General features: G+C 66.5%; 14 protein-coding genes. 5 read left to right on the top strand and 9 right to left on the bottom strand.

Features of this window, described 5'->3' with window-relative positions; translation table 11 throughout:
- Window positions 1-12: 12 nt before the first annotated feature.
- The 3 genes from helR to RJ03_RS01060 form a co-directional block, all read right to left on the bottom strand.
- Window positions 13-2214: an RNA polymerase recycling motor ATPase HelR gene (helR, locus tag RJ03_RS01070; protein ID WP_051024108.1), complete on the bottom strand. Its 2202-nt coding sequence runs from the start codon at window positions 2212-2214 to the stop codon at window positions 13-15.
- 212 nt (window positions 2215-2426) lie between these two features.
- Complete coding sequence (locus RJ03_RS01065; RefSeq protein ID WP_051024107.1) at window positions 2427-3872, bottom strand: WS/DGAT/MGAT family O-acyltransferase; 1446 nt, start codon at window positions 3870-3872, stop codon at window positions 2427-2429.
- A 251-nt stretch (window positions 3873-4123) separates the two neighbouring features.
- A complete protein-coding gene (locus RJ03_RS01060) occupies window positions 4124-4333 on the bottom strand; it encodes a DUF397 domain-containing protein (RefSeq protein ID WP_036497168.1) in 210 nt (69 codons plus the stop codon).
- 398 nt (window positions 4334-4731) lie between these two features.
- Between RJ03_RS01060 and RJ03_RS01055 the strand changes: the two genes are divergently transcribed.
- Together RJ03_RS01055 and gluQRS are read left to right on the top strand one after the other, a co-directional pair.
- Window positions 4732-5202, top strand: coding sequence for a DUF309 domain-containing protein (locus RJ03_RS01055; RefSeq protein ID WP_086007172.1), 471 nt, complete (start codon window positions 4732-4734; stop codon window positions 5200-5202).
- Window positions 5199-6119: a tRNA glutamyl-Q(34) synthetase GluQRS gene (gluQRS, locus tag RJ03_RS01050; RefSeq protein WP_036497166.1), complete on the top strand. Its 921-nt coding sequence runs from the start codon at window positions 5199-5201 to the stop codon at window positions 6117-6119. The genes RJ03_RS01055 and gluQRS overlap by 4 nt, the downstream gene beginning before the upstream one ends.
- Window positions 6120-6161: 42 nt before the next feature.
- Here the strand turns inward: gluQRS and RJ03_RS01045 are convergent, their stop codons facing one another.
- A complete protein-coding gene (locus tag RJ03_RS01045; protein ID WP_036497165.1) occupies window positions 6162-6698 on the bottom strand; it encodes a DUF4190 domain-containing protein in 537 nt (178 codons plus the stop codon).
- 49 nt (window positions 6699-6747) lie between these two features.
- Here RJ03_RS01045 and RJ03_RS01040 point away from each other — a divergent pair, with 49 nt between their 5' ends.
- On the top strand, window positions 6748-7521 hold the full coding sequence (locus RJ03_RS01040; RefSeq protein ID WP_036497164.1) for a queuosine precursor transporter: 774 nt from the start codon (window positions 6748-6750) through the stop codon (window positions 7519-7521).
- Between the two features lie 28 nt (window positions 7522-7549).
- Here the strand turns inward: RJ03_RS01040 and tgt are convergent, their stop codons facing one another.
- The 5 genes from tgt to RJ03_RS01015 form a co-directional block, all read right to left on the bottom strand.
- Complete coding sequence (tgt, locus tag RJ03_RS01035; RefSeq protein WP_036497163.1) at window positions 7550-8794, bottom strand: tRNA guanosine(34) transglycosylase Tgt; 1245 nt, start codon at window positions 8792-8794, stop codon at window positions 7550-7552.
- A gap of 25 nt (window positions 8795-8819) precedes the next feature.
- Window positions 8820-10766: an ABC transporter ATP-binding protein gene (locus RJ03_RS01030; RefSeq protein ID WP_036497162.1), complete on the bottom strand. Its 1947-nt coding sequence runs from the start codon at window positions 10764-10766 to the stop codon at window positions 8820-8822.
- Window positions 10767-10791: 25 nt separating this feature from the next.
- A complete protein-coding gene (locus RJ03_RS01025) occupies window positions 10792-12528 on the bottom strand; it encodes an ABC transporter ATP-binding protein (RefSeq protein ID WP_036497161.1) in 1737 nt (578 codons plus the stop codon).
- Between the two features lie 115 nt (window positions 12529-12643).
- Entirely contained in the window at window positions 12644-13129 is a 486-nt protein-coding gene (locus tag RJ03_RS01020) for an RrF2 family transcriptional regulator (RefSeq protein WP_036497160.1), read from the bottom strand.
- Complete coding sequence (locus tag RJ03_RS01015; protein ID WP_036497159.1) at window positions 13129-13725, bottom strand: TetR/AcrR family transcriptional regulator; 597 nt, start codon at window positions 13723-13725, stop codon at window positions 13129-13131. The genes RJ03_RS01020 and RJ03_RS01015 overlap by 1 nt, the downstream gene beginning before the upstream one ends.
- 206 nt (window positions 13726-13931) lie before the next feature.
- On the opposite strand from RJ03_RS01015, the gene RJ03_RS01010 reads away from it, so the two are divergent.
- Both RJ03_RS01010 and RJ03_RS01005 read left to right on the top strand, forming a co-directional pair.
- Window positions 13932-16304: an MMPL family transporter gene (locus RJ03_RS01010; protein ID WP_036497158.1), complete on the top strand. Its 2373-nt coding sequence runs from the start codon at window positions 13932-13934 to the stop codon at window positions 16302-16304.
- Window positions 16305-16534: 230 nt separating this feature from the next.
- The coding region (locus RJ03_RS01005; protein ID WP_036497157.1) for an MMPL family transporter at window positions 16535-17624 on the top strand (1090 nt) is incomplete at its 3' end.

Below are 17624 nucleotides of genomic sequence, written 5' to 3'. Positions count from 1 at the left end.
CCCGCGACATCGCTACGCGGAGCGGAGATTTCCGGCCGCCGCGGGCGCGCCGACCGGGACCAGACCGGTCAGGGCGGTGGGCAGCGGGTCTCGGTGCAGCACCCCCAACCGCTGCGTCGCGCGAGTGAGGGCCACATAGAGTTCGGCGGCGCCACGCGGCCCGTCGGCGAGGATGCGCTCGGGTTCGACGACGAGGACGGCATCGAACTCGAGGCCCTTGGTCTCCGACGCCGGGACCGTGCCGGGCAGTCCGGGCGGGCCGATCACGACGGCGGTGCCCTCGCGGCCTTCCTCGTCGCGAACGAATTCCTCGATGGCGGAGACCAATTCGTTCTCGTCGACTCGGCGCGACCACGGGCGCACGCCACAGGCACGCACCGACTCGGGCGGGCGCACGGCCGGGGCGAACTCGGCGAGCACCGCGGCGGCGACCGCCATGATCTCCGCCGGCGTCCGGTAGTTCACCGTGAGCGAGCGGTAGCGCCACCGGCCGGGGACATAGGGCTCGAGCACGGCATCCCACGACGTCGCACCGGCGGTCGACCGACGCTGGGCGAGATCGCCCACCACGGTGAAGGAGCGGCCCGGACACCGCCGCATGAGCACCCGCCAGTCCATCTCGGAGAGTTCCTGCGCCTCGTCGACCACGATGTGTCGATAGGTCCAATCCCGGTCGGCGGCAGCGCGTTCGGCGAGATCGCGAGTGTCCCGATCGGCGAATCGGTCGGCGAGGTCCTCGGCGTAGAGCAGGTCGGTGGCGAAGAGGTGATCCTCGTCGTCCATCGAGTCCTCGCGGCCGGTCATGAGCTCCAAGACGCCTGCGGCATATCGGGCTTCGGCCGCGCGTTCGCGTTCCGCGCTGTCGTCCGCCGGTTTCTCCCGGCCCAGCAGATCGACCAATTCGTCGAGCAGCGGTACATCCGACACCGTCCACGCGGCGCCGTCGGCACGCCACAGGGCCGGGTCGGCGCCTGCCGCGCGCAGCCGCTCCGGCGACGAATACAGCTCGGCCAGCAACTCTTCCGGGGTGAGCACGGGCCAGAGCCGGTCGAGGGCGGCGGTGAACTGCTCACTCTCGGCGAGTTCGGCGACGAGGTCGGCGCGCAGGTTCTCCCACGCCTCCCGATCGTCGCGGGTGATCCAGCCCTTGCCGATCCGGGCGATCGCGCGCTCGGTGATCACATAGGTGACGATCTCGCGGAACACCGCACGCGCCTCGTTGTGCGGCAGACCGCTCGTGCGCGCCTCCTCCCGCGCCCATTCCGCGGTCGCCGCGTCGATGCGCGCGGTGATGTCGGCCAATTCGATGGTCAGCGGTTCCACCGGCAGGCTCTGCCGGTCCGCGACCGCGGCCGCGAGCACATCGAGCATCCGCAGCGAACCCTTGACGCGCACCGCGTCCGGAGTGTCCTCGGCGGTGACGTGCAGGCCCGGCACCAGATCGCCCGTAGTGGTGAAGACGACGTTGGTTTCGCCGAGCGACGGCAGTACCCGATCGATATGGCGCAGGAAGGCCGGATTGGGTCCGACCACGAGAACGCCGTGACGTTCCATCTGCTCGCGCTGGGTGTAGAGCAGGTAGGCGACGCGGTGCAGCGCCACCACCGTCTTGCCGGTCCCGGGACCGCCCTCGATCACCAGCACGCCGGGATGATCGAGCCGGATGATCTCGTCCTGTTCGGCCTGGATGGTGGCGACGATGTCGCGCATCCCCTCGCCGCGGGGCGCGTCGACCGCCGCGAGCAGCGCCGCATCCCCGCGCTCCCCGGCGCCCGGGCGGCCGAAGATCTCGTCGGTGTAGTCGACGACGCGGCGGCCGCGGGAATGGAACTGGCGCCGCCGGCGCATCTGCTCCGGGCTGGCGGCGGTGGCGGTGTAGAACGCGCGTGCCGCCGGCGCCCGCCAGTCCAGCAGCAACGGCTCGAAGTCGTCGTCCTGGTCGAACAGCCCGATCCGGCCGATATAGGAGCGCTCGCCGGAGTCGCTGTCCAGTCGGCCGAAACACAGTCCGTTGTCGGCCACGTCCAACCGCTTCACCTCGCGCGCCAGCGTCCGCACCTCCACATCGCGATCCACCAGCGCACCGCCGTTGCCACGCAACGCCGCGCTGTAGCGGCGCTTCGCCTCGGCGCGCTCGCCGTCGAGTCGCGCGTAGAGCGCGGACACGTAGTCCTGTTCGGCCCGCAACTCGTCCTGGTACCCAGGATCCGACATGTGTCCCTCACTTCCCTGGCTCGACATGGTTCATGTGGACACCTGTGTCCGTCCCGGCCGCTGCGCGTCTTCTCCTCCCGTTTTCGCAGGTACACGGCCTCGGCGGGCCATTGTGCGGCACAACCGGGGCCTTGCCGCAAGCCCCCCACTCCGCTATATATTGAATATGGAAAGAGGTGCAGGGCCCTCTTCCGTCTCCCCCATCCGTCGGATCAGTCTCCCGTGAGCTGCGTGGTCACCTCGCGGACCGCGGCCCGCACCCTGTCCGCGTAGTCGTCCACATCCACCACCCGAGGATCGGCGTGGATGGACAGGGTGACCGTCGTTCCCAGCCCGTGCAGGCCGTGGGTCAGATGCATCACCGCGCCGAGGGCGGGGAAACCGGCGGTGAAGCGGACCGCGCCGCCGGCGATCGACAGATCCGCCGCGCCGCGGTGGACGCTGGACAGCACCGTATGACCCGATATCCGCTCGGGGACCAGGTCCAGCGGGTAGCCGGCGATATCGCGACGGAGAACCGGGGCCGGGATCGCGTCGGTGACGCGGTCGCGCGCGGACTGCAACGGATGGGTGGCGCGGACTCGTCGTTCCGCCAGCGCCGAGGCGATCCGGCGCGCCCGCAGTCGCAGGTCAGGTTCCGCGGCGCACAGATCGACGCCGAGGTCTCGATAGTTGTTGTGCGGGCTGACTTTTCGATCCACCGTCACGGGCAGGGCCATCGAGACCTGCGCACCCAACGGGTTGCCGGTTTCGCCGTGGCCGGCGAGATGACCGCTCAGCGCGACGGATATCGCGGTCAGCGCGACGACCGTGACCGTGTACCCGGGAACGTGCAGGTTCTCCCCCACGATCACGCGGACGACCCGGTGTGCGGGCGCCGGCGGGCGATTCAGTGCGGTGGGAGCGAAGTCCGTTGCGGCGGAGGGGATCTGACCCGCCTCGGCGAGACTGTGCAATTCCCTGTCCGCGCGTGCCGCGACGAGACCCCGTCGCACCGTGCGCGCCATACCGGGCAGAAACGAAACCAGCGATATCGCCTCGGCAGCACAGTTTTCCACGCCACGCCCGAGGGCGGGGCGAATCCACCTGCCGTGGTGCCGATCCACCGCCGAACCGTAGGGTGATCCCGCGCCTTCGGGCGATCCCGCGTGACCCGAACCGCCACTGAAATCGGCGTCCCCCCGCGCTGCCGTATCCAGGCCCCGCAACAACTCGCGCGCGATGGCGGCGGCTCGTTGCCCGTCGGCCAGCGCATGCGACAGTTGCAGCACGACAACGAGTGCGGGCATCGGACCTCCCGGCGCGTCGCGGATTCCGCGATACAGATGAACGCGAAAGGTATATCGCTGCGCCGGTACCGATTCCCCGAGAATCTCCCCCAGTGAGGCTTCCACAGTCGTCCACAACGGCTCCTCGAGTGTGTGGACGACGACCTGCGCGTCATCGAAATCCGCAGGCTCCCAGGCGGGATAGGCGAAGCGGTGCTCGCGGATCCGGACGCGCAATTCCGGGATTTCGCCGCTGCGGGCGATCACCGCAGCCCGCAGCGCGTCTGCGGACCATCCGGTGTCGTCGAAGCAGTAGAGCAGGAACAGGTCGTTGCAGGCCCGGCGCGACAGCCAGAACCTGGTGGCATCCTGCGGCGTCAATAGATCCACCCGCCGACGATATCCACAACCGTGGAGGTCGTCCGGCGCACCCGGCAGCGGGAGCTTCCTGCGCCCGGACCCGGCCGGGCAGCGCGAACAACTGGATGCGGCCGCCCATGAACAGGAACGCCTTCTCACGGCCGCGCTGCGCCGGCACCCGGATCAGCCGGACTGATCGGAGTGGGGCAACCGGCATCGGTGTCGCACCACAAGGCCCCGAGTCGGCGACGACTCGGGGCCCATCACCTCCTCGCCCGAGGTCAGGCGGAGCCTAACTTCCCGTCGGTCACGCCCGAGACGAACGCATCCCACTCGCCCGGTGTGAAAGCCAGAATCGGCCCGCGGCCGCCGTCTTTGGTATCGCGAACCCCGACATTGCCGTCACCCAGAAATGCGACCTCGACACAGTTTCCGTCGGGACCGCTGTATTTACTCTTGCGCCACACCGCACCGGTCGAATCAACCTTCACCTGAACCTCTCCTTTACCACCGTAGATAGCGCGACAATCGTGCTTTCCTCGTCGCCGGACCCGGACTTCTCGAGACTCGACGGCTCCACAATGCGCCTGGTCATAGCGCACGAACTGCTCAGTGAACGGACTGGTTCACGAGTCACACACCGCCGTGGTGCGCCCTCGTGTTGACCCCGGGAGAGCACCCTAGCAGCACCCACAATCGCTGTCCCGCGTCTTTTCATTTTCAATCACTCGAATTGCCGGTAAAGAATTCCCGTTCACTAATAGCGGGAGAATTGCCAAATGACCGGAGAATGATCCGCTAAACAAAACCACCCCGGGAAATTCCCCGATCCGCGGCCGCGCCCCGCCCCGGATAAACCGTGCGGTTGCTCGGTATGGATCATGGAGTAGTGGTGGAACGAGATCGCGATGATGCCGGACACGCCCGAAATGCCCGTCCTCGAGACCGGTTCGGGCGACCACTACCGCCCGGTAGCGTGGGCGTCGCCCGTATTCCGGATGATCTCGACCTCCCACCGGGTGAAACCCTGGACTATGCCCAACGCCTCCTGGACGAGGGACTGGCCTTCAACGCACACGAGGTGCTGGAGGCGGCATGGAAGAACGGACCGTTCGCGGAAAGGATGCTGTGGCAGGGTCTGGCCCAGTACGCGGTGGGACTCACCCACATCCAGCGCGGTAATCCGAAGGGCGCTCGCACCCTGCTCGAGCGGGCGATCGGCCGGCTGTCGGCCACGCCGGCACCGCCGTACGGCATCGACGCGGCCGGGCTCGTCGCACATGCCGAGGGTCTGCTGGCGGATCTGGATGCCGGTCGCGAGATTCCGGAGGACGCGCTGTGTCCCCGGCTGCGCGGATGATCCCGCACACCGCCGGCGCCGGCCGCTTCGCCCCCAGCCCCTCCGGCGATCTGCATCTGGGCAATCTCCGCACCGCCCTGCTGGCATGGCTGTTCGCACGCAGCACGGCCCGCAATTTCCGGCTGCGCATCGAAGACTTGGACCGGGTGCGGGCGGGTGCGCAGCAGCGCCAGCTCGAGGATCTGGCCGCGATCGGACTGGATTGGGACGGCGAGGTGGTCCGGCAATCGGACCGCAGGGCGCGCTACGCGGCGGCGATCGAGCGACTCGGTGCGGCCGGAATGACCTACGAATGTTATTGCACGCGAAAAGAGATTCAGAAGGCCGTCTCCGCACCGCACGGCCCGATGGGCGCGTATCCGGGAACCTGCCGCGACCTGACCGAGGCGCAGCGGGCGGCCAAACGCGCCGAGGGACGGCCCGCCGCACTGCGGTTGCGCTCACAGACAACCGAATTCGAGATCACCGACGAGATCCACGGCCGGTACCGAGGGCTGGTCGACGATTTCGTGCTGCGCCGCGGTGACGGAACGGCGGCCTACAACCTCGCGGTCGTGGTGGACGACGCGGCACAGGGATTCGACCAGGTCGTTCGCGGAGACGATCTGCTGCCCTCGACACCGCGGCAGGCCTATCTGGCGACCGTCCTCGGATTCGCCGTGCCGGCGTACGCGCACGTCCCGCTGGTGCTCAACACCGACGGTGCGCGGCTGGCCAAGCGCGACGGAGCCGTGACCCTGCGCGACAGAATCGCTCTCGGTGAGACGCCGCGTCAGGTTTTCACCATGCTCGCGGCCTCGCTCGGCCTGCGAGGCGAGACACCGCGAGCGCTGCTGGATCAGTTCACTCCGGCGACGGTGCCACACGCACCGTGGATTCTGGATCCCGCACATCCGGATCCGCTGCGGCACAGCTGATCCGGCGAACGTGCGCCCGGCGGTCCGGACGCACTGCCGCTCCTACCAGTTCGCCGCCGCGATGTTGACGATCACCCACACGATGGTGAGCACGATGCCGACGGCACCGACCCAGATCCCGCCGAGCGCCATACCGCGGCCCTGGCCGCCGCGCTCCTTGATCTGGTTCAGCGCGATCACACCCAGGATGATCCCGACGATCGATCCGATACAGGTGCACAGCCCCAGGATCGACGCGATCAGCGAACCGATCGCCAGGCCGTTGGTGCCCTGCTGCGGCGCCGCGTAGCCGTAGGGCTGATACGGCGTCGCGGCCGGATAGCCGTAACCGGGTTGGCCGTAGGGCTGCTGCTGCGGATAGCTCGGATAGGACTGCTGCTGTTGCGGCGGCGGGGTCGGCTGCTGGTAGGGAGACGACTGCTGATGCGGAGCCGAGGAGTATCCGGCCTGCGGATTGGGCGGCGGGGTGGGCTGCTGCGGCGGGGTCGGCGGAACCGACTGGTGGCCGCCCGAATCGGACGAGACACCTTCGCCGCCGTACTGTTTCCACCATTCGTCGGAATCGCCGGGATTCGTCATCGGTCCAGCCTATTCCACCGGGCCCGGTTGCCGGTATCGTGCACAGGTCGTGAGTGAGACACAAGAAACGACACCGACCGGGGAGTCTGGACGCCCCGCGGTCGAACACGCAGCATTCGCGCAGGCCGCGGGGGGTCCCTTCACGTTGATCGTGACCTTGTTCACGGCGACGCTGATGATTTCCAACATCTGCGCGACCAAGGGCGTGCAGTTCTTCACCGGCCACGAGGTATCCCTCGGACCCATCGAAATCCTGCCGATCACCACCGACGGAGCGTTCTTCCTCTTTCCGCTCGCCTATGTGATCGGCGACGTGCTGAGCGAGGTGTACGGCTTCAAGGCCGCCCGCCGCACCATCTACTACGGCTTCGGCATGCTGATCCTGATGGTGGTCTGCTTCTGGATCGCGATCGGACTGCCCGCGGCCGGGTTCTACGAGAATCAGGACGCCTTCCGCACCGTCGCCGGGACCACACCGCAGCTCGTCGCCGCCGGGCTCGCCGGCTACGTGGTGGGCCAGTTCCTGAACTCGGTGACGCTGGTGCTGATCAAGGAGCGCACCAAGGAGAAGCATCTGTGGGCGCGGCTGCTGGGCTCCACCGTCGCCGGCGAATTCGGTGACACGCTGGTGTTCTGCTCGATCGCGGCGACCGCCATCGGGATCAACACGTGGGGCGCGTTCATCAACTACGTGATCGTCGGCTTCGTCTGGAAGACGCTGTGCGAGGTGCTGATCATGCCGATCAGCTATCGCTGCATCGCCTACCTGAAGAAGCACGAACCCAGCTACGCACCGCTGGACAAGCCCGCGCTCTACAGCTGACGCGGAACCGGGGGCAGGGCCGTTCCGTTCAGTCGAAGCGGATCCGGCCCTGCCACCGTCCCAGGAACTCCGCCTTGAAGTCGTCGTAGTAACCGCCCGCGATGCTCGCGCGGATATCGTCCACGAGCCGAATCGTGAAGCGCTCGTTGTGAATCGTGCACAACGTGGCGGCGAGCATCTCCTTCGCCTTGAACAGGTGATGGATATAGGCGCGGCTGTAGTGAGCGCAGGTGTAGCAGTCGCAGGTGTCGTCGATCGGGGTGAAATCGCGGCGGAACCGGCTGGTGTTGATGTTGAATCGGCCGGCGGCCACATAGATCGCGGCATTGCGCGCGACGCGGGACGGATTGACGCAGTCGAAGGTGTCGGCGCCGTTCTCGATCGCGACGAAGAAATCCTCGGGTTCGCTGATACCCAGCAGATGCCGCGGTTTCTCCGCCGGCAGTTCGTCGCAGCACCAGCCCACGATGGTGCCGAGATTGGCCTTCTCCAGCGCACCGCCGATGCCGTAACCATCGAAACCCGTTCCGCCGCTTCCTCGCATCGCGTCCAGATCGCGACATGCCTTGCGGCGCAGATCTTCGTACTGCGCGCCCTGAATCACCGCGAACAGCGCCTGATACGGCCGGTGCGCGCGTTCGGCGGTGAGCCGCTCGTGTTCGTCGATGCAGCGCTGCGCCCACTCGTGCGTGCGCCGCAGCGACTTCTCCTGATAGCCACGGGTATTGAACAGCGTGGTCAGTTCATCGAAGGCGAACATGATGTCGGCGCCGAGGCGGTGCTGGATCCCCATCGACACCTCCGGGGTGAACCGGTGGCTCGAACCGTCCAGATGGGAGCGGAAGGTGACGCCGTCGTCGTCGACCACGGCCAGCCGTTCCTTCCCCTTCGCGATCACCTCGTCGCTCTGCACGCCGACGGCCTCCATGGCCAGCACCTTCTTGAAGCCCACGCCCAGCGACATCACCTGGAATCCGCCACTGTCGGTGAACGTGGGGCCCGGCCAGTTCATGAACCGGCCCAGACCGCCCGCCTCGTCCACGATGTCGGAACCCGGCTGCAGATACAGGTGGTAGGCGTTGGCGAGCAGGGCCTGCGCGCCGATCTCGGCCATCGCCTCCGGCAGGACCGCCTTGACCGTGGCCTTGGTGCCGACCGGGATGAACGCCGGGGTGGCGATCTGCCCGTGCGGTGTGGTGATCACCCCGGTGCGGCCGTGTCGCCTCGGGAGCGACGTACCGACGGTGAAGAAGAACTGGGCGGGATCGGACACGCCGCTATCCTGCCAGGCGGCCCGGCTAGACCACGTCCAGTGTCTCCTCGTCGACCAGATCCTGATCGACCGCCGCGCCGGTGAACTGCGCGTTGTAGAGGCGGGAGTAGGCGCCGCGCGCGGTCAGCAGCCGCTCGTGGGTGCCCTGCTCGACGATGTGGCCGCCCTCCATCACCACGATCAGATCGGCATCGCGGATCGTCGAAAGACGGTGCGCGATAACGAAACTGGTGCGATCGCGGCGCAGCGCGGCCATGGCCTGCTGCACCAGCAGTTCGGTGCGGGTGTCGACCGAACTGGTGGCCTCGTCGAGGATCAGGATGGTCGGCTTGGCCAGGAAGGCGCGGGCGATGGTGATCAGCTGCTTCTCACCGGCGCTGACCCCGGAGCCCTCCTCGTCGATCACCGTGTCGTAACCCAGCGGCAGCGAATGGACGAAGCGGTCCACATAGGCGGCGCGGGCGGCCGCGAGGATTTCCTCGTCGCCGGCCTCCGGATTGCCGTAGGCGATGTTCTCGCGGATGGTGCCGCCGAACAACCAGGTGTCCTGCAACACCATGCCGATCCGCGAGCGCAGCCGGTCGCGGCCGATGCCGGTGATGTCGACCCCGTCGATGGTGATCGCGCCGGAATCCAGTTCGTAGAACCGCTCCAGCAGATTGACCAGCGTCGTCTTACCGGCGCCCGTCGGACCGACGATGGCGACCACATGGCCGGGCTCGGCGACCAGGGAGAGATCGTCGATCACCGGCTTGTCGGCCTCGTAGCGGAACGACACCGCGTCGAATTCGACGCGGCCGCGATCGATCGGACGCGGGTCCTCTTCGCGCGGATCCGGAACCTGCTCGTCGGCGTCGAGGATTTCGAAGATCCGCTCGGCGGAGGCGACACCCGACTGCAGCAGGTTGATCATCGAGCCGATCTGGGTGAGCGGCTGGCTGAACTGTCGCGAGTACTGGATGAAGGCCTGTACCTCACCCAGCGACAGGCTGCCCGAGGCCACGCGCAGACCACCGACCACGGCGATCAGCACGTAGTTCAGGTTCCCGATGAACATCATCACCGGCATGATCAGCCCGGAGATGAACTGCGCCTTGAAACTGGCCTCGTAGAGCCTGTCGTTGCGCTTGTCGAACTCCTCGCCGACCTCGCGGATGCGACCGAAGGCCGTGACCACCTCGTGGCCGGTGAAGGCCTCCTCGACCTGCGCGTTGACCAGGCCGGTGTACTTCCACTGATCGACGAAATGCGGTTTCGACCGCTTCGCGATCTGGGCCGTGACGATCACCGCGGCCGGCACCGTGAGCAGTGCGATCACCGCCAGCAGCGGCGAGATCCAGAACATCATGATCAGGATGCCGATCACCGACAGCACCGATATGACCAGCTGGCTCATGGTCTGCTGCAGGCTCTGCGCCACATTGTCGACGTCGTTGGTCACGCGGGAGAGCACATCGCCGCGGGCGTTGGTGTCGAAGTAGCTCAGCGGCAGCCGGTGGATCTTGTCCTCCACCTCGCTGCGCAGCCGCTGCACCGCGCGGTTGATCACGGTGGCCAGCAGATACGCCTGCAACCAGTTGAACAGCGCGGCCAGTACGTACAGCACCAGAACCAGCGTCAGCACCTGGCCCACCGCGCCGAAGTCGACGCCGTGGCCGGGGTTGATGTTCATCGCGGACATCATGTCCGCGAGCCGGTCCTGACCCTGCGCGCGCAGGGACGCCACCGCCTGATCCTTGGTCAGTCCCGCCGGCAACTGCTTGCTGACGACACCGTCGAAGATGAGGTTGGTGGCCTTGCCGAGGATCTGCGGCCCCAGGGTGTTCATGACGACCGACGCGACGGCCAGCACCAGGATCGCGATCACCGCCACCCGGTCCGGGGCCAGGCGACGCAACAACCGCTTCAGCGTCGGCCCGAACGATTTCGCCTTCTGCCCGGGAGCACCCGGCATCGGCCCCCCGGGCCTCATCGCGCCGCCTCCTGTGTTCTGGGGCTCATCGCGCCGCCTCTTCCGGACTGAACTGCGATTCCACGATTTCCCGGTACTCCTCGCATTCGCGCAACAGCTGTTCGTGGGTGCCGAGGCCGACCATCGCACCGTCCTCGAGGACGACGATCTGGTCGGCGTCGCGGATCGTCGACACACGCTGGGCCACGGTGATCACCGCGGATTCGCGCGTCTCCGGACGCAGCGCGTCGCGCACCCGGGCGTCGGTGGCGACGTCGAGAGCGGAGAAACAGTCGTCGAACAGGTAGATCTTGGGCTTCTTCACCAGAGCTCGGGCGATGGCGAGCCGCTGCCGCTGACCGCCCGAGACGGTGGTGCCGCCCTGGGCGACGGGTGTCTGCAACCCTTCGGGCATCTCCCGCACGAAATCCGCGGCCTGCGCGATGTCCAGTGCGTGCCAGAGTTGTTCGTCGGTCGCCTCGGGATCGCCGTAGCGCAGATTCTCCGCGATGGTGCCGGAGAACAGGTAGGCCTTCTGCGGAACCAGACCGATCTGCGAGCGCAGCAGCTCCATATCCACCTGCCGCACATCGGTGCCGCCGACGCGCACCACGCCGGAGGTGACGTCGATCAGCCGCGGAATCAGATTGATCAGCGTGGTCTTACCGGATCCGGTGGAACCGACGATCGCGGTGGTCTGCCCGGGCGAGACCCGGAAGCTGATATCGCGCAGCACCGGTTCCGCGGCGCCCGGGAACGCGAACTCCGCGCCGGCCAGCTCGACGGTCCCCGGGTCGGCGACGAAGGCCTGCGGCTTTGCGGGCGGCACCACCGAGGAATCGGTTTCCAGCACCTCGGCGATGCGCTCGGCCGACACCGCCGCGCGCGGGGCGATCATCGCCAGGAAGGAGGCCATCATGACCGCCATCAGGATCTGCATGATGTAGGACAGCAGCGCGGTCAGCGAACCGATCTGCATACTGCCGGAGTCGATGGCGTGCCCGCCGAACCAGATCACCGCGACCGTGGTCACGTTGCTGATCAGCATCACGGCCGGGAACATCAGCGCGGCCAGCCGGCCCACGAACAGCGAGGCCGAGGTCAGCTCGTCGTTGGCCACGCCGAACCGCTGCGATTCGTAGCGCTCGCGCACGAACGCCCGCACCACACGGATACCGGTGATCTGCTCGCGCAGCACCCGGTTCACCGCATCGATGCGCTCCTGCACGCGCCGGAATCCGGGAACCATCCGGGAGATGATCAACGCCATCGTCAGGCCGAGCAGCGGCACGGCGACCAGCAGGATCCAGGAGAGTCCGAGGTCCTGGCGCAGCGCCATCACGATGCCGCCGATGCACATGATCGGCGCCATCACCAAAATGGTCACACTCATCACGACCAGCAGCTGCACCTGCTGCACATCGTTGGTGTTGCGGGTGATCAGCGACGGCGCGCCGAAGATGCCGACCTCGCGGGCGGAGAAGGTGCCCACCCGGTGCAGCAGCGCCGCGCGCATCTCCCGCCCCGCACCCATCGCGGCCTGTGCGCCCAGATAGACCGAACTCGCCGACGCGACGATCTGCACTCCCGACACCAGCAGCATCCAGAGACCCGTGGTCCAGATGTAGCCGATATCGCCCTTGGTGACGCCGTTGTCGATGATGTCGGCGTTCAGGCTGGGCAGATAGAGCATCGCGATGACGGAGATGAGCTGCAACACAACAACCCCCACCAATTGGGTGCGGTAGGGGGCGAGAAAGGCGCGCAGCAACCTGATCAACATGATGGGTGCAGGCTACCGTCATTCCGGAGCGGTGTCGGCAAGATTTTTCGCTCGGCGAAAGCCGGCCCCGGCACCGGTGAAACCGGCTCGACCGGCACAGTCACCACCTCCCGGCCTAGGCGTCGACGCCGGGCGGAACGGGGGCCGGCCGCCGCGTCCAGGCACCGGGATCGGCCACCAGGTCAGCGACGAAAGCCGGCAGCTCGTCGGTGGCGATATCCGCGATCGAGACCTGTTCCAGCACCGCGCGGATATTGACCCGCAGCGCGATCCACACCCGCTGCAGCGGTTCGGCCACCCCCGAATACACCACGTCCTCGGGGCGCTGCCCGCGTACCGAGGCGAGCGGCCCCTCGACCGCGCGGATCACATCGGCGATGCTGATCTCACCGGCCGTGCGGGCCAGCCGGTATCCGCCGTCGGGGCCGCGCCGGCTGACCACCAGATCGGCCCGGCGCAGTTGCGCCGCAATGGATTCCAGAATTTTCGGCGAAATGTCCTGCGCCGTGGCGATCGTCTCCGCCTTCACCGAATTTGGTTGTGCGCGAGCGATTTCCAAGAGGATGCGGACCGCGTAGTCGATCCTTGCCGAGATGTGCACTAGCGCTGTCCACCCGGTCCGTTCAGTACGCCGAGAGCGGCCTCGATCAGGACTCGCTCGATCACCTCGTCGCCGGCATCGGGCACGAGTTCGTTCGACCACAGCGCCGTGCCCAGCACCTCCAGGGCGGCACTTGCTCGCAATTGCGCCTCGTGGGAGGGGTCGGGCCCGGCCAGCCAGACGCACAGACGCCGGTGCATATCGAACATGTCGGGGTGCCGATCTCCGATCGCGTTGAGGATGGCCACGGTGTCGCGCACACACATCGCGCCCGCGGTGCGGTGCCGTAACAGCGTCCGGAGCTGGCGATTCAGCACTTCCCGAGCACCCGCCGGACTGTGCGGCACCCCGTCGAGTTCGTCGACCACGAGCTTCATGTCGTCGAAGATCGGTTCGATGATCGCGAGCAGCAGATCGAGCTTGGACGCGTAGTGATAGTAGAGCGACGCCTTTGTGATTCCCACCGCATCCGCGACCTCGCGCAGGCTGGTCTGCTCGAATCCCTTGTTCGAAAAAAGCCGGATCGCCGCCTCACGAATCGCGTCCTTGGTGCTCTGACCTGCGGCAACGGATCCGGAGGTAGTTCGGGCGCTCATCCGATGATCCTCTCATCAACCGATCGAAGCGGAGGATGCGCCCCGAAAATCGAGGTTGTTCCTCCGCTTATCGATTGGGTAGTCTACCTACCGCACGGTAGGCAGAAAGCGTCGATGGAGGCGGATCGCAGTGCGGCGTCCGCAGTAGTGCTGTCTACGGAGCCTGAACTCAGCACCGCAAATCAGCTATCGCTAGGAGATACCGCGTGTCCGTGTACCTCTATCGGTGGGGGAAGTTCGCCTTCCGCCGAAAATGGATCGTGCTACCGGTCTGGTTGCTGATCTTCGTGATCGTGGGCGCCGTCGGCGTCGGGCTGAAGAAACAGAGCCAAGACGACTTCAACATGCCGGATCTGCCCTCGCAGAAGGCCACCGACATCCTGGACAGGGAATTTCCTGGACAATCGGCGGCCTTCAAATTCGACGCGGTGACCGGCACTTATGTCGCCGCAGCAACCCACGGCAAGCTCACCGATCCGGACAATCACAAGGCACTCACCGCGCTTGTCGAGAAGATCAACAACCTCGACATCGTCGACAAGTCGAAGATCAAGCAGGACCCGCAGAACCCTGGCGTGCTAACCGATCCGGTCGCCGCGACGACGGCGATAGGCTGCACCTCCGGTGATCGCACCGACCCGAACTTCGTCGCGAAGTGTGGTCTGGCGCCGCTGAACGTGCTCGGCAAGAACAACAATGCCGATACCGTCGCCTACTTCAGCGTGCCGTTCAAGATCAAGTCGTTCTCCGATATCACCAAGGCCGATCGGGACCAGGCTTACAAGGTCGCCGACGAAGCGCGCGCGGCCGGACTGGACGTGGAGATCAGCGGCACCATCGCCACCGAGCAGGCGCCGCCGGGCGGACAGTCGGAAATGATCGGTTACGCCGTCGCCTTCATCGTGATGATGATCGCCTTCGGCGCACTGATCGCGGCGTTCGTGCCGATTCTCACCGGCATCGTGGGTGTCGGCATGGCGTCCTCGCTGATCATGGCCGGCACCTCGATCGCCAACATCCCGAACTTCACCACCGTGCTGGCGGCGATGATCGGTATCGCGCTGTCGATCGACTACGCGCTGTTCATCGTCTCGCGCTACAAACATGAACTCGCCGTGCAGGATTCGCCGGAAGAGGCTGCGGGCGTCGCCATCGGCACCGCCGGTTCCGCGGTGGTCTTCGCCGGTATGACGGTCATCATCGCGCTGTGTGGCCTGAGCATCGTCGGCGTCAGCTTCCTCACCTGGATGGGTCTGGGTGGCGCGCTGGCCGCGCTGTTCGCGATCCTGGTCGCGCTGACCCTGCTGCCCGCGATGATGGGCGCCTTCGGCCGCTTCCTGTTCAAGCCGAAGCTGCCGCTGGTCGCGCGCACCGATACCGAGGACGACAACGCCGTCACCAATGGCAAGCGTTTCGCCCGGTTGATCGCCAAGGCGCCGTGGGTGACCCTCGGCGCGAGCGTGATCGTGCTCGGCCTGCTCGCCGCACCCGCGGTGAATCTGAGCCTCGGCCTCCCCGGTGAGGACAGCCAGCCCAAGACCACCACGGTTCGTAAGGCCTACGACCTGCGTACCGAAGGGTTCGGCGAGGGCAGCAACGGCACCCTGTTGGTGGTCGCGGATCTGACCAAGGTCAAGCCGGAGCAGCGTCAGGAGGCCGTCATGGCCCTGCACGACAAGCTGGCCGGCTACCAGGGCATGGACTTCGTGACCATGCCGTCGACGAACAAGCTCACGCCGCAGAAGACTCCGGACTATGTGAACAGCACCGGCGCCCAGTTGACCGCGGTACCCGATCACGGCCCGAACAACTCCGAAACCCAGGACCTGGTGAAACACGCCCGGGACGCGGAATCGGACCTGCAAGCGAAATACGGCATGGAGTACGGCATCACCGGCTCGACCGCGATCTACGCCGATGTGTCCAACGCCCTGCTCGGCAAGATCGTCCCGTACATGACGATCGTGGCGATCGCGGCGTTCATCCTGCTGGTGCTGGTGTTCCGCTCGGTTCTGGTGCCGCTGACCGCCGCATTGGGATTCCTGTTGTCGATGGCGGCCACCTTCGGCGCCACGGTGCTGATCTTCCAGCAGGACAAACTCGGCCTGATCGGCGATCAGCATCCGATCGTGAGCTTCCTGCCGATCATGTTGATCGGCTTGGTATTCGGTCTCGCGATGGACTACCAGGTGTTCCTGGTGACTCGGATGCGAGAGGAATACGTGCACGGCAAATCCCCGAAGGAGGCCATGGTGTCCGGTTATCACCACGGCGCGCGCGTGGTCACCTCCGCGGCCATCATCATGATCTCCGTCTTCGGCGGATTCATGTTGGAGTCCGATGTGACCGCGAAGTCGATGGGCTTCGCACTGGCGGCCGGCGTGCTGTTCGACGCCTTCCTGGTCCGGATGGTGCTGATCCCGTCGCTGCTGGTGCTGCTGGGCGAATGGGCCTGGTGGATGCCGAAGTGGCTGGACCGGATCCTGCCCGATATCGACGTCGAGGGCACCAAGCTGCGCGAGCTGCAGCAGCGGGACCGCGACGCGGCGACCGTGAAGCAGCCGGTCCCGGTCGGCTGATCCGCGAACCACGGCACGGGCCCTCATCCGAACATCGGATGGGGGCCCGTGGCGTATCCGGCTTGATCTTGCAGCAACGAGCCAGCAGACTCGAACCAATGCTCTCCAGCTCGGCCACTCGACGGACCGACCGGAACGGCGAGTGCACCGGCTACCGTACAGCTCGATCAGCGACCGGCCCCGGTTCGCAGTCATCGGCAATCGAGGCCAGCGACCACTAGGAGCGCCTCGTGTCCGTGTATCTGTATCGGTGGGGAAGATTCGCCTTTCGGCACAAGTGGATCGTGCTCCCGGTCTGGCTGATTCTGTTCGTGATCATCGGCAGCCTGGGTACGCAGCTGAAGAAGCCGATGAACGACGACTTCACGATTCCGAATCTGCCGTCGGAACGTGCCACCGAGATCATGGACAAACACTTTCCGGGGATGTCGCGGGCGTTCAGTTTCGAGGCGGTCACCGGCACCTATGTCTTCGGGGCGGCGCCGGGACAGAAACTCACCGACGCATCCCAGCGGGCGGCCGTCGCCGGGACGGTTGCCGAGCTGAACGATCTGAACATCGTCGATCACAGGACTCCGCTGGTGGATCCGATCACCGCCACCGAACAGATGGGCTGCTTCGCACCCGATCGCAGTTCGCCGGAATTCGTCTCGCGCTGCAGTGCCGCGCCAGTGAACGTCCTGAACAAGCAGAATCCGGATACCGTTGCGGTGCTGACCGTTCCGTTCACGATCCAGAAGTTCACCGACATCACCGCCGACGATCGCGCGGCCGCCTACGCGGTCGGTGACGATGCGCGCGCCGCCGGACTGCAGGTGGAGATGAGCGGATCGCTGGCGATGGAACAGCAGCAGCCCAGCGGGCAGGCCGAGATGATCGGCATGGCCGTGGCGCTGGTGGTGATGGTGGTGGCCTTCGGCGCGATCGTGGCCGCCTTCGTGCCGATCATCACCGCGATCGTCGGACTCGGATTGGCGACCTCGGTGATCTTCCTCGGCACGTCGTTCATGTCGGTTCCGAGCTTCACCACATTCCTGGCCTCGATGATCGGCATCGCGCTCTCGATCGATTACGCGCTGTTCATCGTCTCGCGCTACAAACACGAACGCGCCGTGCAGAGTTCGCCGGAGATCGCCGCGGGCACGGCGCTGGGGACGGCCGGTTCGGCGGTGGTGTTCGCGGGCGCGACGGTGATCATCGCACTGGTCGCGCTGGCCGTCGTGAACATCCGCTTCCTGACCTTCATGGGGCTGGGCGGGGCGATCGCGGCGGCGTTCGCGGTGCTCACCGCCATCACCCTGATGCCGGCGCTACTCGGCG

Origin of the sequence: Nocardia aobensis NBRC 100429 (assembly GCF_000308375.1) — a bacterium.
In the GTDB taxonomy this organism is placed as follows: Bacteria; Actinomycetota; Actinomycetes; order Mycobacteriales; family Mycobacteriaceae; genus Nocardia; species Nocardia aobensis.
The sequence above is the reverse complement of the archived record's forward strand: the minus strand, read 5'-3'. Positions and strand labels throughout refer to the sequence as shown.